General features: G+C 40.7%; 10 protein-coding genes. 1 reads left to right on the forward strand and 9 read right to left on the reverse strand.

The genetic code is table 11. From position 1 onward, the window contains the following. Nucleotides 1-253: 253 nt before the first annotated feature. The 3 genes from CH377_RS06405 to CH377_RS06415 form a co-directional block, all read right to left on the reverse strand. Complete coding sequence (locus tag CH377_RS06405; protein ID WP_100722964.1) at nt 254-1,324, reverse strand: TMEM43 family protein; 1,071 nt, start codon at nt 1,322-1,324, stop codon at nt 254-256. A 178-nt stretch (nt 1,325-1,502) separates the two neighbouring features. Next, nucleotides 1,503-2,255: a beta/alpha barrel domain-containing protein gene (locus CH377_RS06410; RefSeq protein WP_100722965.1), complete on the reverse strand. Its 753-nt coding sequence runs from the start codon at nt 2,253-2,255 to the stop codon at nt 1,503-1,505. 3 nt (nt 2,256-2,258) lie between these two features. Continuing rightward, nucleotides 2,259-2,597 carry an STAS domain-containing protein gene (locus CH377_RS06415; protein ID WP_008596972.1) on the reverse strand — a complete coding sequence of 113 codons (339 nt, stop codon included), beginning with the start codon at nt 2,595-2,597 and terminating at the stop codon, nt 2,259-2,261. A gap of 73 nt (nt 2,598-2,670) precedes the next feature. Between CH377_RS06415 and murD the strand changes: the two genes are divergently transcribed. Then, nucleotides 2,671-4,020, forward strand: coding sequence for a UDP-N-acetylmuramoyl-L-alanine--D-glutamate ligase (gene murD / locus CH377_RS06420; RefSeq protein WP_100722966.1), 1,350 nt, complete (start codon nt 2,671-2,673; stop codon nt 4,018-4,020). Between the two features lie 2 nt (nt 4,021-4,022). On the opposite strand, the gene CH377_RS06425 is transcribed toward murD, so the two are convergent. The 6 genes from CH377_RS06425 to carB form a co-directional block, all read right to left on the reverse strand. Further along, the gene (locus tag CH377_RS06425) at nt 4,023-6,005 is read right to left on the reverse strand and encodes an HD domain-containing phosphohydrolase (RefSeq protein ID WP_100722967.1); all 1,983 of its coding nucleotides are present in this window, start codon (nt 6,003-6,005) and stop codon (nt 4,023-4,025) included. Nucleotides 6,006-6,100: 95 nt separating this feature from the next. After that, nucleotides 6,101-8,455 carry a cyclic nucleotide-binding domain-containing protein gene (locus tag CH377_RS06430; RefSeq protein WP_100722968.1) on the reverse strand — a complete coding sequence of 785 codons (2,355 nt, stop codon included), beginning with the start codon at nt 8,453-8,455 and terminating at the stop codon, nt 6,101-6,103. A gap of 157 nt (nt 8,456-8,612) precedes the next feature. Next, nucleotides 8,613-10,007 (reverse strand): flagellar hook protein FlgE, encoded by a 1,395-nt coding sequence (flgE, locus tag CH377_RS06435; protein WP_100722969.1) that lies wholly within the window; start codon nt 10,005-10,007, stop codon nt 8,613-8,615. Nucleotides 10,008-10,037: 30 nt separating this feature from the next. After that, complete coding sequence (locus tag CH377_RS06440; RefSeq protein WP_100722970.1) at nt 10,038-10,763, reverse strand: flagellar hook capping FlgD N-terminal domain-containing protein; 726 nt, start codon at nt 10,761-10,763, stop codon at nt 10,038-10,040. A gap of 10 nt (nt 10,764-10,773) precedes the next feature. Continuing rightward, a complete protein-coding gene (locus CH377_RS06445) occupies nt 10,774-12,252 on the reverse strand; it encodes a flagellar hook-length control protein FliK (RefSeq protein WP_100722971.1) in 1,479 nt (492 codons plus the stop codon). Nucleotides 12,253-13,783: 1,531 nt separating this feature from the next. Beyond that, entirely contained in the window at nt 13,784-17,095 is a 3,312-nt protein-coding gene (carB, locus tag CH377_RS06460; protein WP_100722973.1) for a carbamoyl-phosphate synthase large subunit, read from the reverse strand. Nucleotides 17,096-17,148 lie beyond the last annotated feature (53 nt).

The raw sequence follows: 17,148 nt of genomic DNA on the forward strand, positions 1-17,148 counted from the left end.
TGTCCATTAATTTTCGTAATTTAGCTAAAAATGTAGAAAGCCATATTGAAAAACCGAAATAACTATATCTCATTTGGGATAGAGTTACATTCTACATTATATAAATCGGATACAATTTATCGAGACAATAGAGAAATCGAGATCTCGAGACGGTTTGCAAATTGATATTTCAAAATTTCCAAAAGATGAAGATATAAAAAAAGCCCGAGAAAATCTCGGGCATTTTAAGAAAATATAATGTAATTTTCTTTTCTTATGCAGTTGCCGCCTTCTTTTTATAGATAGCGTAACCTATTGCAGCAAGTCCAAGCACCAGCCAAATATACCAGAACTTCACAAGAAGAATGGTAATAGCAGTAATCACAAATGCAACAACTCCGAAGACGATAGAAAGTGCAGCTTTTCCCAATTCTCCCACAAGAGGAACAAAACTTAAAAGGGAAAGCAATGGTCCTGCAAGAAGATTGAAGCTAACCCACATCGCGATAAAACAACCTAGCCTCATCAGCCATTTTTTAGTATTATCATCACTTTGGATATCCTTCATAGTGGTTTGGTAATCGCCCACAGAAGCGTTCAAAAATTTATTACCCTCTTCACTAGTGAATTCTCCTATAGAACTCCCATTCACTGACCCCACGAAAGTCATACTTTCTTCCGGAACCGGAACTAAAGAGACGCTGATCCTCTCACAACCTTCGGTTTGATCGCTTGCACATTTTTGAGTTAGGTAGATATAATCTCCTTCAGCAATCCCTTTTGATAAATCTCCCGATCCAGGACTCACAGAAGGAACAGCGGAGGTTAGATCCACTTTACTCAAATTCACGCTGAATGTTTTACCATCTTCCGCTTTTATTTTTGCGTCGGAAGCGACAGAACTTTTATCATCCACAGTCGCCTTATAGAAAGATTTGGACTTACATGCAGGATCCTTGAAATTTTTAGGATTTTTAGGAGAAGAGATCCAATCCAATTTGCAATCGTATGTTTTCTTTTTAGTTTTAGAATCTTCGTCAACAGTCTCTTCCCAAGCATATACTTCGGAAGACTGAGAATAGGAAATATATTTTCCAGGTTTTACGAACTCTCCACCCAATGTATCAGCGCTTAACTTTCCCGTTACGTAAGATGCTATCCCAGCTTTTGCCTGGGCTGCAGGCAGTGCACCTTTGAGAGCCGCGCTTGCTTGTTCGCAAGTTTCCACTTGAAATATCAAATATAAGGAAAGAGGGAATAATACTACCCCAGTCAACATTCCTTTGAATGAGTCACCAATCGATCCGAATATGCTCGAACCTTCTCCTGATTCTTCAAACGCCATGAAAAAACCTCCCAACTGGCCTTAAAAAAGACGAAAGGGCATTTTACATTCCACACAATTCGGTAGGCAATATCTTTTTTCCAATCGGAAAAGAAGAAGGTCAGTTCTCCAAACGTACGTTTTAGAAAAAGTTAGAATGCGTTTTTTAGGAATAGAAGAAAGCGAAACTATAGAAGGATCAGAATAGTTCCAGCCAAGCTTTGCGGATATCCGATTTTTCCATGAAGTAGGTCCCGATAAGCGCGGCATCCACATGGGAGCGGAACTCATCCAGATCTGCCTTATTCTTAACCCCGGATTCTCCAACTTTCACTATATTGGGAGAAAGTTTAGAAGCCACTTTAGGGACAAGATCCTGGTGAATGCTAAAATCATCCAGGTCACGGGTATTGATACCTACGATATTTGCACCCGCCTTAGCGGCAATGAGAGCTTCTTCTTCCGTATGGATCTCGGTTAGAACATCCATATTATATTTTTTAGCTTCTTTGATCAGCTCTGTGAGTTTTTCGGGTGTGAGGATGCGGACGATGAGTAAAATTGCGGCAGCTCCGAATTCTCGAGCTTCTGCTACTTGTTTTATATCTATTATAAAATCTTTTCTTAATATAGGTATATTCACCTGAGAAGAAACGTTTTTGAGATCTTCGAGAGATCCGCCGAAAAATTTTTTATCAGTCAGAACTGAAATTGCAGTGGCACCACACTCTGAGTAAGTTTTTGCGATGGATACGACATCATATTCCTGCCGTATGATCCCGGCAGAAGGACTCATTTTTTTACATTCCGAGATGATTGAAAATTTGCGGGAACGAAGAGATTGCCACAATCCTATCCCCGTGTAGGGGGAAGGATTATATTCGGGAATAGTTTCAATTTCCCTTTTCTTTTCTTCTACGATTTCTTGGAGAACCCGATGTAACGCCATCATCGGTTATGCACGAAAGGTTCGAAGCGCTTCGTCCTCAGTTTCGCGAATATCAAATAGAGAAGTAAGTTCGATCACATCGAAAATTCTTTTAACCGCCGGTTTGATCCCGCAGATTTTAAGACCGCCTTCTTTTGCGTTCAATTTTCTGAGTGTAGAAATGCAAGCTCTGAATCCGGATGAAGACATATAGTCAACGTCTTGCATGTTCAAAATAACCCTGGTATGTCCTTGGTTATCGATTAGATCGTTCAGATTTTCTTCCACCTCGTTTGCGATAGAAACGTCCAAACGTCCCTTGAGATAAACTATTAGAACTCCGTCCTGTACCTTGTGATCGAGCAAAGGAACCTACCCTAGCGATAATTTAGAGACAATTCTCGATGCAAAAAATAGCCTGTCAACCAAGTTCCCCAAGATGAAGAATTTTCCTACCTCCTTATTAGGCCAAAGAGTCCTGGTTCTCGGCGGGGGAGTTTCCGGCATGGCGGCTCTCCGACTCTTGAAAGAGAGACAAGCGAATGCTGTTCTCTGCAATTCGCAACCCGTTCCAGATTCGAATGTAACGTTCGTAGGTGAAGATGTAATTTTAGCGGACCTTCTTCCGATCGCACTCATCGTAAAAAGTCCGGGAATTTCTCCTTCTCATTCCGTAATTTCCCAAGCAAATTCTCTCGCAATCCCAGTAGTTTCCGAAGTAGAATTAGCAAGAGCCTTCTATTCCGGAAAATTGATCGGAGTCACAGGCACGGATGGAAAATCCACCACAACTTCTCTCACTACTCATTTAGTTTCCGCCGACTTTCCTGGGGCGACTGCAGGAGGAAATATCGGTTTGGCTTTCAGCGATTTTTGTCTAAAACCGGTTCCACTTTCCGTGTTGGAACTTTCCAGCTATCAACTGGAAGATTCCGGTCCTTTAGAACTTAACGTATCTGTAATATTAAATCTTGCTTCCGATCATTTAGAAAGGCATAAAAATTTAGATAATTATTTCGCTGCCAAAACTCGGATTGTGGATTCTTCCAATCCTCGTCATACTCTTGTGACCAGTTCCAAACTTTTTAAAGAGAGAATCCAAAAATTAGGATGGTCCTGTAAAATTTTAGTCTTCGGCAGAGAATCCGGAAACGATGCAATCATCTCTGAAGAAGAAAAAACCATTAAAACCGCAAATGCAGTTTATGATACAAAAGGATTCCCTCTTCCTGGTGGTCATAATTTAGACAACCTGGCGGCTTCTATCTTAGCCTCTGAAGCAATTGGTGCAAAACCGGAACATATCCAAAGTTTAATCGCGACTTTTAAAGGTCTTCCTCATCGATTCCAGCATGCAGGTAAGGCAGCCGGTATTTCTTTTATCAATGATTCAAAATCGACGAACCTTCATAGTATGCTTGCAGGTTTAAACACTTGGAAGGACAAAAAAGGAACCTTCTTAATTTTGGGGGGAAGGCCAAAAGTAGAACCGTTAGAACCTCTGAAAGAATTTTTAGGCTCAGGTATCGGCTGGGTATTATTGATAGGAGAAGCAAGAGAAACCTGGACGCCGGTGATTTCCCCTATTTTAGGTTCTCATTTAATTTTGGCGGATAATTTGGAAGAAGGTTTTTCTCAGATCAAAACTGCCGTACGTTCAGGGCGAGCAAGAGTTTCCTCGGTTGTATTTTCTCCTGCTTGTGCGAGTTTCGATCTATATAAGAATTTTGAGGAAAGAGGAGAACATTTCTTAAAATTAGTCTCCGACTGGGCCAGAGAAGAACCTTAGATTTATTTAATATGTCCTTGGTGGTTTAATTTTTCCCAAACCTTGGACTCTACGAATACTTTTAATAAGTCTCCGTCCAAATGATTTTCTTTGGCTTCCATTTCTAAAATGTCCAATGCCCTATCTACCGGAACTGCTTTTTTATAAGGTCTGTCCTGGTCCGTTAACGCGTCGAAAATATCCGAGATAGTCATGATCCTAGATTGGATCGGGATATCTTCTCCGGAGAGTCCTCTTGGATATCCAGTCCCATTTAATTTTTCGTGGTGAGCGTGCGCGATGGTTGGTACCATTTTTAGATCATTCGTCCAAGGGATCTTGCTTAAAAATTGGAATGTATGCTCCACATGGGATTCTATCTCTTTTCTTTCATCAAAATCCAATGAACCTTTTTTGATGGTTAAAAATCCGAACTCGTAAGGAGAGATGAGTTCCAAATTTTCTCCTTCGGTTGTGATATATTGCATCTTAGCGATCTCTTCCAAGAACTGAGAATTAGCCTCTTCTAATATAGAAGGTTCATTACTTTGGCTGATGATCTGGAACATGGAACTGAGTCTTTTACATTCTTCGTTAAATTCGAACTCGATCGCTTTTTCGAAATCCGAATATCCAGTAGGTCCGTGTTTTTTTAGATATTCCACTTTTCTTAAGTTTAATTTAGATTCGAAATCTTTCTTTAAATAGCGGAATCTCCAATCAATCAGACCGATCTCCAGATCTTCTAATTTTTTGGCCTTAACTAAAACTTTTTCCCTGACTCCCACTTTCCCGAAATCATGAAGTAGTGAAGCATATCTAATCTCTTTAAGCTGTTCTTTAGAAAATTTTGTGTCCTTATATTTTCCGAAGTCTACACGATCTAATGTTTCTGCAAGCCCGACTGTCAGCACAGCCACTCGGAAAGAGTGACCACTTGTGGTTGGATCCCTGGCTTCGATCGCATTTACGGATGCAGTCACAAACCCTTCGAATAATGTCTCGATCTCTCTAAGTAGATAATTGTTTTGAATGGCTACGGCTGCTTGTCCTGCAACTCCAAGCACCAATTGAGTGGAATAATCATCGAAAGGTTGGATCTCTTCCCCTTTCATTTGTTCAACGCTTAATTTTTGGCTAAAATTCCTTTTGCGGTTGATGAGCTGAAGAACACCTACTACGTCTCCCCTATGGCCTTTCATAGGGACAACTAGCATGGATTTTGTATGATAATTCGATAATATATCAAAATTGCTATTGAAGGAAAATTCGGCATCCTCAGGCAAATCATAAACATCTTGTATATTCAAGACTTTACCTGTTTCCGCAACGTAACCAGCAATACTGGATTTATTGATCGGAAGAATAAACTCTTCCGTATCAATACTTAATGCAGAAATTTTAAAACGTAAATTCCGGATAAACCCTATATCATCTTGTTCTACCAGATACAAGGAACCGGAGTCAGCGTTGCAGATCTCTCTTGCGCTATACAAGATCTCTCTCAGAAGTTTATCAAAATCTTTTTCATTCGCTAAACTGATACCGATCCTGGTCAATCTGTTAATCTCATATTTTGCAGTATTGATCTTATGTAATAGATCAAACTGATCGGTGATCATATGTAGGTGTAAAAATCCGTTTACGAATGTTTTAGAAAGATGAAGATCGGAAGTGATCTCAGGTAATATCCCAAAAATCAGATCATCTTCGATTTCAGTATTTTTATAACCTTCATAACCAAGGTCAGCATTCAAAATGAACCTGGCCAAGATCAGAGGATTATTCTTTAATTGTTCCCTGATCTTACTGTGTTCCGATTCTAATGTTCTGTCGGAGATATAAAATAAAACGTCTACGAATTGAGGAGTGTCTCTAATCTCAACGGACTCAAAAAAGTCTTTCAGATTGATCAGCTCAGCCGTCATCTTGGTGCGAAGGATCGAAAGTCTTCCGGCAAGAGTCGCGGAATCCGTTACAATATATTGCTTAAACTTGGATTCCATCCTGATTATCCCATCCTAAGCATCTTTTAAAATCGTGAAAAGGAGTTTTTTTCGAGTTTTAGCCTTATGTAATCTTCGAAAAACGACCGTTTGGCCTAGTTATTCTTCCTTTCCGAATATACTTTATCCTTAATGATCCTTACCCAATCCTTTACGGATTTTTGAGAATGCTCATAACCTATCTCATATAATCTTTTGTATTCGTCCCAATCGAATGTAGAAAAATCTCTCACTGGTAATTCGACGAATATATCAGAATTTTCTTTTGTTTTAAGAAGATTATTTCGACTGGATAATAACATAGATCTCATGAACAACTCACCTATATGAGGGAAGGAATATCTATCTTCCTTTTTCATAAACTGATTTCCCAAAAGTTTTAAGGCAGAAGGTCCTTCTCCGGGAAATCTCGACTCGACGAGTAATCCGTATGTTTGATCCTTATTCGGCTGAGAGCCGGCTCCTAAATCCACTGAGATCAATACATCGGCACCTTTTCTTCTTACCAATGAACCGGGAAGATTATCCCAAAGTCCACCATCTACATATAAGGCTCCATCAGTATAAAATGGAGGAAAGATCCCCGGTATAGAGGTACTCGCTCTGATCGCCTTCCAAACTTCTCCTTCTTCAAATACTTTCGGTTTTGAATTTGTAAGATCACATGCCACAGCCAAAAAAGGGATCAATAGAGTTTCTATTTTTCTATTCCCGAAAAATTCTTTGATGGCCCTAGAATATCTAGCACCTCTTAAGATGGAGACAAACGGAAGAGTATAATCTCTTGTAAGTTTCGCTTCTATCCAAACTTCTTTAATAAGTCTAAGAGATTCGTCGAATCCGTAACCCATCGCAAATAATCCGGCCATGATAGATCCCGAACTAGTTCCTCCGATCAAATCGATCGGTATACCGGCCTCTGTTAAAGATCTGAGCAATCCTAAATGTGCAAAACCTTTTGCACCTCCACCCGATAGGGCAATTCCGACGGACCTACTTTCCAATCTTCTTGCGATCCGATCGAATTCCCCCGCTCTGCCCTTTCTCAAGATGAGCTTTTGGCCCGGCAATTCATGTAGAGTATTTTCTAATTCTTCCCAACGATTATAAGAATCCTGCAAATAAATTACGGATTCTTTTGTGGTTTCGCCCAGACTTTCTCCCTGGATCAAATTCCAAGAATAAGAATTTTTTAATATTGGCCTTCCTGTTTCGGCAAGAAGAAGGATACGGTCCGCCTGCCTAAGACTCGCCTCAGTCCAGAGAGGATCTCCGGACGGTCCCACCTCGAATACTACGTTATCGTATTCCTTCTCTAAACCCCCGAACCAAGATAGAATATCCGGGATCCCGAATCTCATTCCATTTTTTTGATGGATCTTTTTATCTTTTAAGAACTTAGAAAGTTTTTCCTCGTTTACGGGAAATGCGGAACCGAATGATTTTAAGGATTTGGAAAGTTCGTTTGAAAAATTTCTGAGAGGAAAACCTTCTGTGACAGGAACCAATGCAATCGTGTGAACTTTTCTGCCAAAGCGAGAAGATTCTCTATTTTTCTGCCCCAATCTTCTGGCGATTGTTTCAGTAACATGGAATAATGCTTCAGGGGATTCTGAGATAAATTTCCTAAACCCATTTCTGGAAATTTGGATCACCTGAGAAGAACGGACTGCATAAACGGAGGCGGAACGAGGCTCTCCAGTGAGCAGAGACATCTCGCCAATAATATCCCCCTTAGCAAATTCTCCTTCTCCCGTAATATTCCCTTGCTCGTCGGAAACACTGTATCTAAATCTTCCGGACAATATTACAAAAAGTGAATTTCCAGGTTCCCCTTGGAGCATAAGCCTTTCTCCGCCGGGAACATATAACCACCTCAAATAAGGAGTCAATTCTCCTATCTTTTTGCGATCTATATGAAATAATAATTCAAGATTGGAAATGAATCCTAAAAGTTCCTTATGACTAGGTTCATAAGATGCCATCCTGAAAAATCTTTTGGTCTCTAGTCTTTCCTTCCAACGTTTAGAAGTTTCCGGATTTTCGGTTTCCCATTTATGCCAACTCTTAGCGCTGATCCTTAAAAGTTTAGAGTCCGTTTCCGTCCTTACTCCGAACTTCCCTTCTTTCCAATGAAAGAATCCGGCTTCTCCAAAATGAGAGCCAGGCCCGAGGCTTCGGATCATCAACTCTTCTCCGGAAGAAGCCTTAGTGAATTCTTCACATTTTCCTTCTAAAAGAAAATAGAACCAGGAGGAAGATTTTTCGGAAGCAATTAGAACTGTGCCAGAGCTTACGGATTTATATTCAAAATATCCCGCAAAAGAGGAGGTTTCTTCAGGATCCCAGTCCCGGAACAATTCTTGGTTGGATGAAAATATATATCCGAATCGACTATTCTTCCCTTCCTGTTTACTTTTTGTTCCGACTTTTTTCTTTTTTTCTCTCACTGCGTTATTCTCTGGTATAAGCTAAAAAACAAACTAAGTAGAAGAAATAGATACTGCAATCGGAAATATATACTTGTGCGACCCACAAAAGAAAAACGCCCGAAGGATGGAATTCCCGCGGGCGCAAACAAAATGAATAGGAGATCTAAGTTAACGATTAACGTTTCAGACCCAGGACTTCCTGCAACATTTGGTCTGTGGTAGTGATCGTTCTGGAGTTCGCTTGGAAACCTCTTTGTGTAACGATCATATCAGTAAACTGATCAGAAAGATCCACATTCGACATTTCTAATAGACCAGCGTTGATCTTTCCTCTACCTGCGATACCCGCCTCTCCGATCAAAGGTTCACCTGAGTTATTGGAGAATGCGAACATTGTATCCCCCGCCTTATCCAAACCGGCCGGGTTATTAAAAACTGCAGTTGCAATTCTTGCTAAAGGTTGTTTGATACCGTTAGAATAAACACCCGTAACAGTTCCGGAATTATCAATAGAGAAGGACTCCAGATATCCCATAGTATATCCGTCTTGTTTTACTGCTTTAGTAGTAAAGTCGGAAGAGAATTGAGTAATCCCATCAACCATTCCTGCCTCGCCTAAAGCCAGATCAAAACTTTGAACTTGTGGATTTCCAGGAAGTTTGAAAGAAACTTTTGCACTCAACTTCCCTGTGTTCATCACATCTGTTCCGTCAGAAACATAAACGATCTTTCCGTCAGGAGTGAATCCAAACTCAAGCTCAGTCAACCCTGGCATTTGAGTGTTTTGTCCACCTGTTGCGGCAACATCCACCGAAAGTTGAGTTGCATCAGTTAAGGATGTTCTTGCTTTCCAGGTATTTTCGCGGACCTTATAGAATTCCATTTTGAATTCTCTCTCAGCACCTTGGTCATCAAAAACTTTGATAGTAGTTACATGTCCCCTTCTCGCTTTAGGATCCGGATCGTTGATCATAGAAGTGATCTCTTCCTGGGTCGCATCAGGCGGAACCGCTTGCACAGAAGAATTCAAGTTGGATCTAAAATCCACTTTGGAAGTAGCTCTTGCAGGCTCTTTAGAATATACTGGAATTACGATATCTTCAATAGAAGCGGAAGAGTTGATATACTTATTTCCTTTTTCATCGAGGCGGGAATTCCAACCTTGCACTTTTAAACCGTTCGCAGGGTTTACATAATAACCATTCTTATCCAAGTTAAACGCACCGGCTCTCGTATAGAATTGTTTGTCCCCATCTTTAACGATAAAGAAACCTTCTCCGGAAATCGCAACGTCGGTATTCTTACCGGTGGTTTGTAAAGCACCTTGGGTCATGATCTTATCGATCGCTGCGATCAACGCACCAAGACCGACTTGTTGAGGGTTGACCCCTCCGATGTTTTCCTTAGGCTCAGAAGCTCCTCTTAACTCTTGGGAGATCATATCTTGGAAAGTAACACGTTCCGTTTTAAAACCGTGAGTGTTCACGTTGGAAATATTGTTACCGATTACGTCCATCCTCACTTGGTGGTTTTTTAAACCGGAAACTCCTGAATAAAGAGATCTCATCATGGCGCTTATACCTCGAAATTTTCTATTTAATTAATAATTGCTATCGTTCGGTTTTCCCGGAAAACTCCAGCCTGGAGCTCCGGAACTTGTTTCTTCAAAACCGGAATCATTCTGATTTTGTGATGTTTCCGGAAATTGTTGTGCTTGCATTGTTTGAGAAGGTTGAGCAGTAGGAGCTCCAACCGGAGCATTTAGAGAAGATCCTGCTCCATTAGATCCCGCAGATTTTGGAGCTGGTGCTCCAGCTTGTCCTTCTTGTTGGTTGATGATTGCAGGGTCAGTAATCAAAGTGATTGCATCGATTTCTACGGTTCTACCGTTTACTCTTACGAAAGATTTACCTTCCCCGTCGAAAAATAATGCACCTGCAGTTCCTACCACATTCTCACCGGTCACAAAATCAGGGCCGGATACAATCTTACCTACAAGAGAGAAACTTTGGCGATTGGTCATTTTGCCGATCCCTTGGGAGATATTATTCATCTGCTCTAAGGAAGAGAATTGCGCCATCTGTGCGATAAAGTCTTGGTCCTTAACAGGATTAGTTGGATCTTGAGAAGAAAGTTGAGTGATCAACAGTTTTAAAAAATCATCTTTTCCTAATGCTTTTGCAGTGGAACGGATCTCGATACCTTGGAGTCCGCTTTTTTCTTCCTTCTCCAATTTATCAAAATGCTTCCTTAAATCGTAACTTCTGTCTCCTTCGAGATAACGGCTACGTGTAGCTTCATTAGAAACTGCGTTTGCTTCAGGCATGATCCTCTCCTTAAACCAAAATGTTTAAGCGTTTATCAGTATTCTTTTCGGCGAATTCTGAATTTTCTATAGAGTCCATTTCTGAAACTTCTTCTAAATCGGAAAAATTAGAAAAACCGGAAGCCTCAAATCCAAAACCTTCTTGGTCAAAGAACCTCGAAGAATCTTGTCCATCCCAACTCATGCGCAATGAATCCTCTGACTCCACTATTAAGGATTGAAGATCTAATCCTTGCTCTTTAAAATCTTTGCGAAGTTGTTCCAGATCACCTGCGAATAATTTTCTCACCTGATCTGATTCTACTAAAATTTTACCTTGGACCTTATCGTCCTCTACAGTAATACGTAAGGAAACTCTTCCGAGCTCTCTCGGGTTCAACCTAAGAGTAGCTTCCGATCTTCCATTCTCGACAATATTCAATTTTGCTGATTGAACCAATCTCTGGAAATTTTCCTTCATCTGAGAGCGATCCATAGAAGAGCCAGAATTTGTTTTAGACGTTTTAGAATTTTGTCCCGAAATTTCCTGGTTCTTCTCCGCTACGCCAAGGCCGGCTTTTAAAAGGGTAAACGTAGTTTCGTTTCCATTTCTTTGGGAGAAATCTTGGTTCCCGGAACCTTTACCGGAAGTATCAGATTTAGAAGTTTCTTCTACCTGAGCCGCTTTAGCTGCTTGGTTTTTGGAAACCATAGAAAGAGTTTCTTGTTTTTTCTCTCTAGTGATCTTCCAGTTCTCCGATTCAGGAATGAAATTCTCTTTATGAGAATCTTTTAATACGGTTAGGATTTTTTCTTCATTTGCCGGTTTGGAAAATTTGCGGACTTCTTCCAAATTTTTTAAACCTTCATCCAGACTTTCCTTCTCTGGCGTTTTTTTGGTTTCTTTAATAGAACGTTTTTCTTCCGGCTGATTTGATTTTAGAACGGAAACATTTCCTGATTCTTCTTTTTGTTCAGCCTTAGGGGCTTCTTCTTTGGAATGTTTTTGGACTTTTTTGAGTGATACGGACTCTTCTTGATTTGCGGCACTCGCGATATCTTTTTCTTTTTTAGCCTCGAGCCCCGCCAAGAACACGCTCATCTGAGTGACAAAAGGAGAATCTAATTCTTCTGATTCGAATTCAGCATCTATCTCTTCCTCCGACTCAGAATCTGCTTCTCCTAGTTCCGCCTTTTGGACCTTCTTCTCGGAAAGACGAACTAATTTTTCATTCTCTTCTTCGGAATCCGTTTCTTCTACTTCTTCCTCTTCGGATCTTACAAATAATTCAGGCTCTTTTGAATCTTCAAGCTCGGAAGGTCTTTCTTCTTTGATCTCCGACTTCTGCCCTTCTTCCAAAACTTTTTGGGAGCGGAGTTGAATGGACTTCATCAAATCCATAAAACTTGCAGAAGGGGCAGAAGTTTTTTCGGAAACGTTAGATACCTTTGGCTCCGCCGATAACGAATATCCTTCTTCTCTGCCTGGTCCTTCCGTTCTGATCTGCATAGTTTGCCCCTTGCAGTATAAGGATCGAAAGATCTACAGATTCCTTGATATAATTATAAGATTATCTTCTTCCTTTATTTGATTATGTCGTATTAGATACGTCCCTTGCGAAGAATTACTGATCTCAATTATAACCAGCGAGCTCTTCTAAGATCCAAGCATGGGCATCTTGAACGGTTTTATATAAGTCCTCCAACTTATGAAGGTCCATTTTCAGGGAGCCATTCTCAAAGTGCAGATGCACATGCCCGCAATTTGCACATAGATCCACAATGAAATAGTTCCGTTCTGAGATCCGTATCGGGCGGCAATATTCTTCCATAGATGTCCTCTTTCCTCTCAGCGTCGTTTTTGGTTGCAAATTGTCAAATTGATTTTGAGACTCATTATTGACAATTCGAACTCTTTCGGTTAAACTAGCAAAATAATGGATTTGGGCGACCCGCTCGCTTTGCTCGGTCGCGCTGCTTCGATTTCGCGCATTCGCGCTCATCCGGGCTTTGCCCGGACTAAAGATCTACGCATCGCTGTCGCAGTTACTGAGTGAAAACAAACAGCGATTCCAAATCGAATATCCCATTCGTATGAAACAAACGAAAAGTCCATTACAGATTCATGAAAAGAAAAGATTATAATAAAAACATCTTGCCCTTGAAAGATGAGCGACTAACGTTAAACTTACATTTCGATAAATATGATCAGCCAAAAGAAATTTTATATTAAAGCCATAATCTTTTTATCCATGCTATTCTTTGTAAATGGTTGTGAATGCAGGTGGCCTTGCGGCCCGGCGACAGACCCACTTACACGATTGCTTGTAGCAAGCCTTTTCCCACCATCACCCCCTTTCTCCGGATCATGTACATTACAGAACGATTGTATAGATTTCCGCGGCGCGATGTTCGAATCGGTCCATGCGAATATATGTAATTCTCAGGGCGGAACTTACAAATCCAATATTCAGTGTGACCTAACCGGGAAATCGGCTGAGTGCTCTTTATTAAAAGAGACTACTCTTTTTAGATTAAAATATTATTATAATAATTCTTGGGACGGGAATTCCTCATTAGACCATTGTGAGAATAAATTAAAAGGGGTTTATTCTAATATATGAAATCGAAATTCCTTTCTAAACTTTTTTTACCTTTTGGAATCACTCTGATAATCGGAACCTATTTATCCGCTCCCTTTCCAAACGATTCTCCGGGATGTTGCTCTGTTGAAGTTAATCCTATTATAGATTTTATGCCGAACGCTACTTACTGCGATACGCCAGATTCATCCAGTTGTAATGAATTTTCTATCAATGGTTCGTATTCAGGCTCTATAAAAAAACTTTGTCCTATCTATTTTCCGAATTCCACAAACGTAGATGTTTGTCCGCAAACAAGAGTCGCGACTTGTCTTGTTAATGGATACTCAATCAAAAAGATTTATTTAAGTACTGGCTCCACACCTTGGGATATAAGTTCGGCAACGACCGATTGTTCAAACCTAGGTGGAACTCTGCAATAAACCGGAAATTCAGATCTTACTTAGAGTTATGGATCTCTTGTAGAGAACGAATGGTGAAACCTTTATCAGTCATTTCAACCATTCCTTTGATCAAAGCCTTAGCTGCACTTGCAGTAGTTAAACAAGGGATCTTATAACGGATTGCTGCTTGGCGGATTGCAAAACTATCGTCTCTGGTCACTCTACTAAGCGGAGTATTCAGTATAAGATGGATCTTGTTTTCGCGAATATAATCCAATGCAGTAGGGAACTGGTTATCATACACCTTATTGATCTTGGAAGAAAGTATTCCATTCTCAGATAAGAACTTATGAGTTCCTTCTGTAGCGATCAAAATGAATCCTAAATCAGAAAGATCCTTGATATACTTTAATAGATCCTTTTTGTCCTTATCGTTTACGGAAACGAATACAGTACCCTTAGAAGGAAGTTCTTCTCCAGCCATGTACTGAGATTTTAAGAATGCTTCTCCGGCGGTGTCGGCGATTCCCATCACCTCTCCCGTGGATCTCATTTCCGGCCCGAGGATTGTGTCCACTCCAGGGAATTTATTAAAAGGTAATACTGCTTCCTTCACGTTTACGGTCGGGAATGACATTTCTTTTGGAAGAGGAAGCTGTTTTAAGGTTTCCCCCATCATGATACGAGTCGCGTATTTTACAACCGGATGGCCAAGAGCTTTTGATACGAAAGGAACCGTTCTGGAAGCGCGAGGATTTACCTCGATCACATACACTACTTCTTCCTTAACCGCATATTGGATATTGATCAGACCCTTAACTTGTAATTCTAATGCAAGCGCTCTTGTGGCACTCCTAATATCATCCAATACTTTTTTGGATAAAGATTGTGGAGGAAGAACACATGCAGAATCTCCTGAATGGATACCTGCTTCTTCTATATGCTCCATGATCCCTGCAATGAATACATCTTTACCATCACAAAGTGCATCCACATCCACTTCTACAGCGTCTTCTAAGAAAGAATCTATGAGCAATGGTCTGTCTTCTGAAATTTCTTCAGCCTTCTCCATATACTTATCTAGCTCTTTTTCTTCGCTGATGATAAGCATTGCTCTTCCACCCAATACATAACTTGGGCGAACAAGCACCGGATAAGTGATATTATTGGCGATCTTTCTAGCTTCTTCCATAGAAGTAGCTATTCCATTTTTAGGAGAAATCAATTTCAGTTTTTCTAATACTTCTGCAAAACGTTTTCTATCTTCCGCTCTATCAATAGAATCAGGGCTTGTTCCTAAAATTGGAACTCCCCTACTTTCCAGATCTTTTGCAAGTTTCAGAGGTGTTTGTCCACCGAATTGGATAATCACTCCATCCGGTTTTTCCTTCTTATAGATCTGAATTACGTCCTCTAATGTAAGAGGTTCGAAGTATAATCTGTCGGAAGTATCGTAGTCGGTAGAAACTGTTTCCGGGTTGGAATTCACCATGATGGATTCCACTCCCAGGTCCTGAAGAGCAAAGGAAGCGTGGCAACAGCAATAATCGAACTCGATTCCTTGGCCTATCCTATTCGGTCCGCCGCCCAGAATGATAACTGATTTTTTAGAGGTTACGTTTGTTTCGTCTTCTTCATCGTAGGAAGAATAAAAATAAGGAGTATAAGCCTCAAATTCTCCTGCACAAGTATCGATCCTCTTGTAGATCGGTTCTATTTTAGAAGATTCTAATATTTCTTCCAGGTTCTTTTCTTCTTTTTTGAGAATGGAACCTATTTCTGCTTTTTTCTTATCAGGAGTTTGGGAAGAAGAGAGTATCTTTTCTACCTCTGTTTTTTTAGCAAGATACGCCAACTGTCTATTGGAGAATCCCGCTTTTTTCAGTTTTCCTAATACCGAATTCCCTTTTTGTACAAATTCTTTTTCTAAATTCTGTAGGTCTTCGAATTGATATAAGAACCAAGGATCTATTTTGGAAAGATTATGGATCTGCTCTACACTATAACCTTCTTCTAATGCTTTTTTAACATAGAAGATCCGTTTATCGTTAGGTCTGCGTAAGAATGAATCTATCCTTTCTTTTCTTTGAGGAACAGATAGAGTATGGAATTCGACCAACTCTGCAAAATTCCCGTCTGAACCAAATCCGAATCGATCGATTTCAAGAGAGCGCATTGCCTTCTGGAAACTTTCCTTGAAAGTTCTTCCGATTGCCATGGCTTCTCCCACGGCTTTCATCTGGACACCGAGAGTATCGTCTGTTCCAGGGAACTTCTCAAAAGCAAATCTTGGGATCTTAGTCACCACATAGTCAATAGATGGTTCGAAAGAAGCAGGGGTAACTCTTGTAATATCGTTTTTGATCTCATCCAAGGAATATCCAATGGAGAGTAACGCAGCTATTTTTGCGATCGGGAATCCAGTGGCCTTAGAAGCAAGTGCGGAAGATCTGGAAACACGAGGGTTCATCTCTATCACGATCACATCGCCGTCTTCAGGATTCACTGCGAATTGGATATTAGATCCGCCTGTTTCCACCCCGATCTCTCGAATGATACTGATGGACATATCCCTTAAATTTTGGTATTCCTTATCGGAAAGTGTCTGCTGAGGAGCGACTGTGATAGAGTCCCCAGTATGAACTCCCATAGGATCTATATTTTCAATAGAACAAATGATTACTACGTTATCCGCGAGGTCTCTCATTACCTCTAACTCGAATTCTTTCCAACCAAGAACGGATTGTTCTAATAATACCTGGCTAATTGGAGAAGCTTTGAGGCCCTTACCGACCACTTCGTCGAAAGTTTCTTCGTCATAAGCGATCCCTCCGCCGGTTCCACCCAGAGTGAATGCAGGTCTTACGATCAGAGGAAGTCCGATCTGAGCCTTGATCTCTGCCGCTTCTTTCAAATTTGTCACGAGCCCGGAACGAGGAACTTTGACCCCGATCTTTTCCATTGCTCTTTTGAAAAGTTCTCTATCTTCCGCCTTTTTGATCGCATCAATTTTGGCACCGATGAGCTCTACATTATATTTTTCTAATAATCCAGCGTTATGGCAGGCCAATGCAAGGTTTAATGCCGTTTGACCTCCTACAGTAGGTAGGATCGCATCCGGCTTTTCCTTTTCCAAAATTTTTTGGACGACTGCAACGGTCAGAGGTTCCACATAAGTGGCGTCCGCAAGATCCGGATCAGTCATAATAGTAGCAGGATTGGAATTGAGAAGAATGACTCGAATTCCTTTTTCTCGAAGGGCTTTGGCGGCCTGGGTGCCGGAATAGTCGAATTCGCAGGCTTGGCCGATAACGATCGGCCCGGATCCCAGGATCAGAACGGAGCGGAGATCTTCCCTTTTGGGCATATTATTTCCAGGATTTTTATTCTGGTCTGTACTTCAAGTCTTTCCGAACAAGA

It is taken from the genome of Leptospira haakeii (assembly GCF_002812045.1).
Classification (GTDB): Bacteria; Spirochaetota; Leptospiria; order Leptospirales; family Leptospiraceae; genus Leptospira_B; species Leptospira_B haakeii.

Excerpts from the sequence above, each read along its gene's own strand:
- CH377_RS06405 (WP_100722964.1), bottom strand. The coding sequence starts at position 1,324 with ATGGCGTTTGAAGAATCAGGAGAAGGTTCGAGCATATTCGGATCGATT.
- CH377_RS06410 (WP_100722965.1), bottom strand. The coding sequence starts at position 2,255 with ATGATGGCGTTACATCGGGTTCTCCAAGAAATCGTAGAAGAAAAGAAA.
- murD (WP_100722966.1), top strand. The coding sequence starts at position 2,671 with ATGAAGAATTTTCCTACCTCCTTATTAGGCCAAAGAGTCCTGGTTCTC.
- CH377_RS06425 (WP_100722967.1), bottom strand. The coding sequence starts at position 6,005 with ATGGAATCCAAGTTTAAGCAATATATTGTAACGGATTCCGCGACTCTT.
- flgE (WP_100722969.1), bottom strand. The coding sequence starts at position 10,007 with ATGATGAGATCTCTTTATTCAGGAGTTTCCGGTTTAAAAAACCACCAA.
- CH377_RS06440 (WP_100722970.1), bottom strand. The coding sequence starts at position 10,763 with ATGCCTGAAGCAAACGCAGTTTCTAATGAAGCTACACGTAGCCGTTAT.
- CH377_RS06445 (WP_100722971.1), bottom strand. The coding sequence starts at position 12,252 with ATGCAGATCAGAACGGAAGGACCAGGCAGAGAAGAAGGATATTCGTTA.
- carB (WP_100722973.1), bottom strand. The coding sequence starts at position 17,095 with ATGCCCAAAAGGGAAGATCTCCGCTCCGTTCTGATCCTGGGATCCGGG.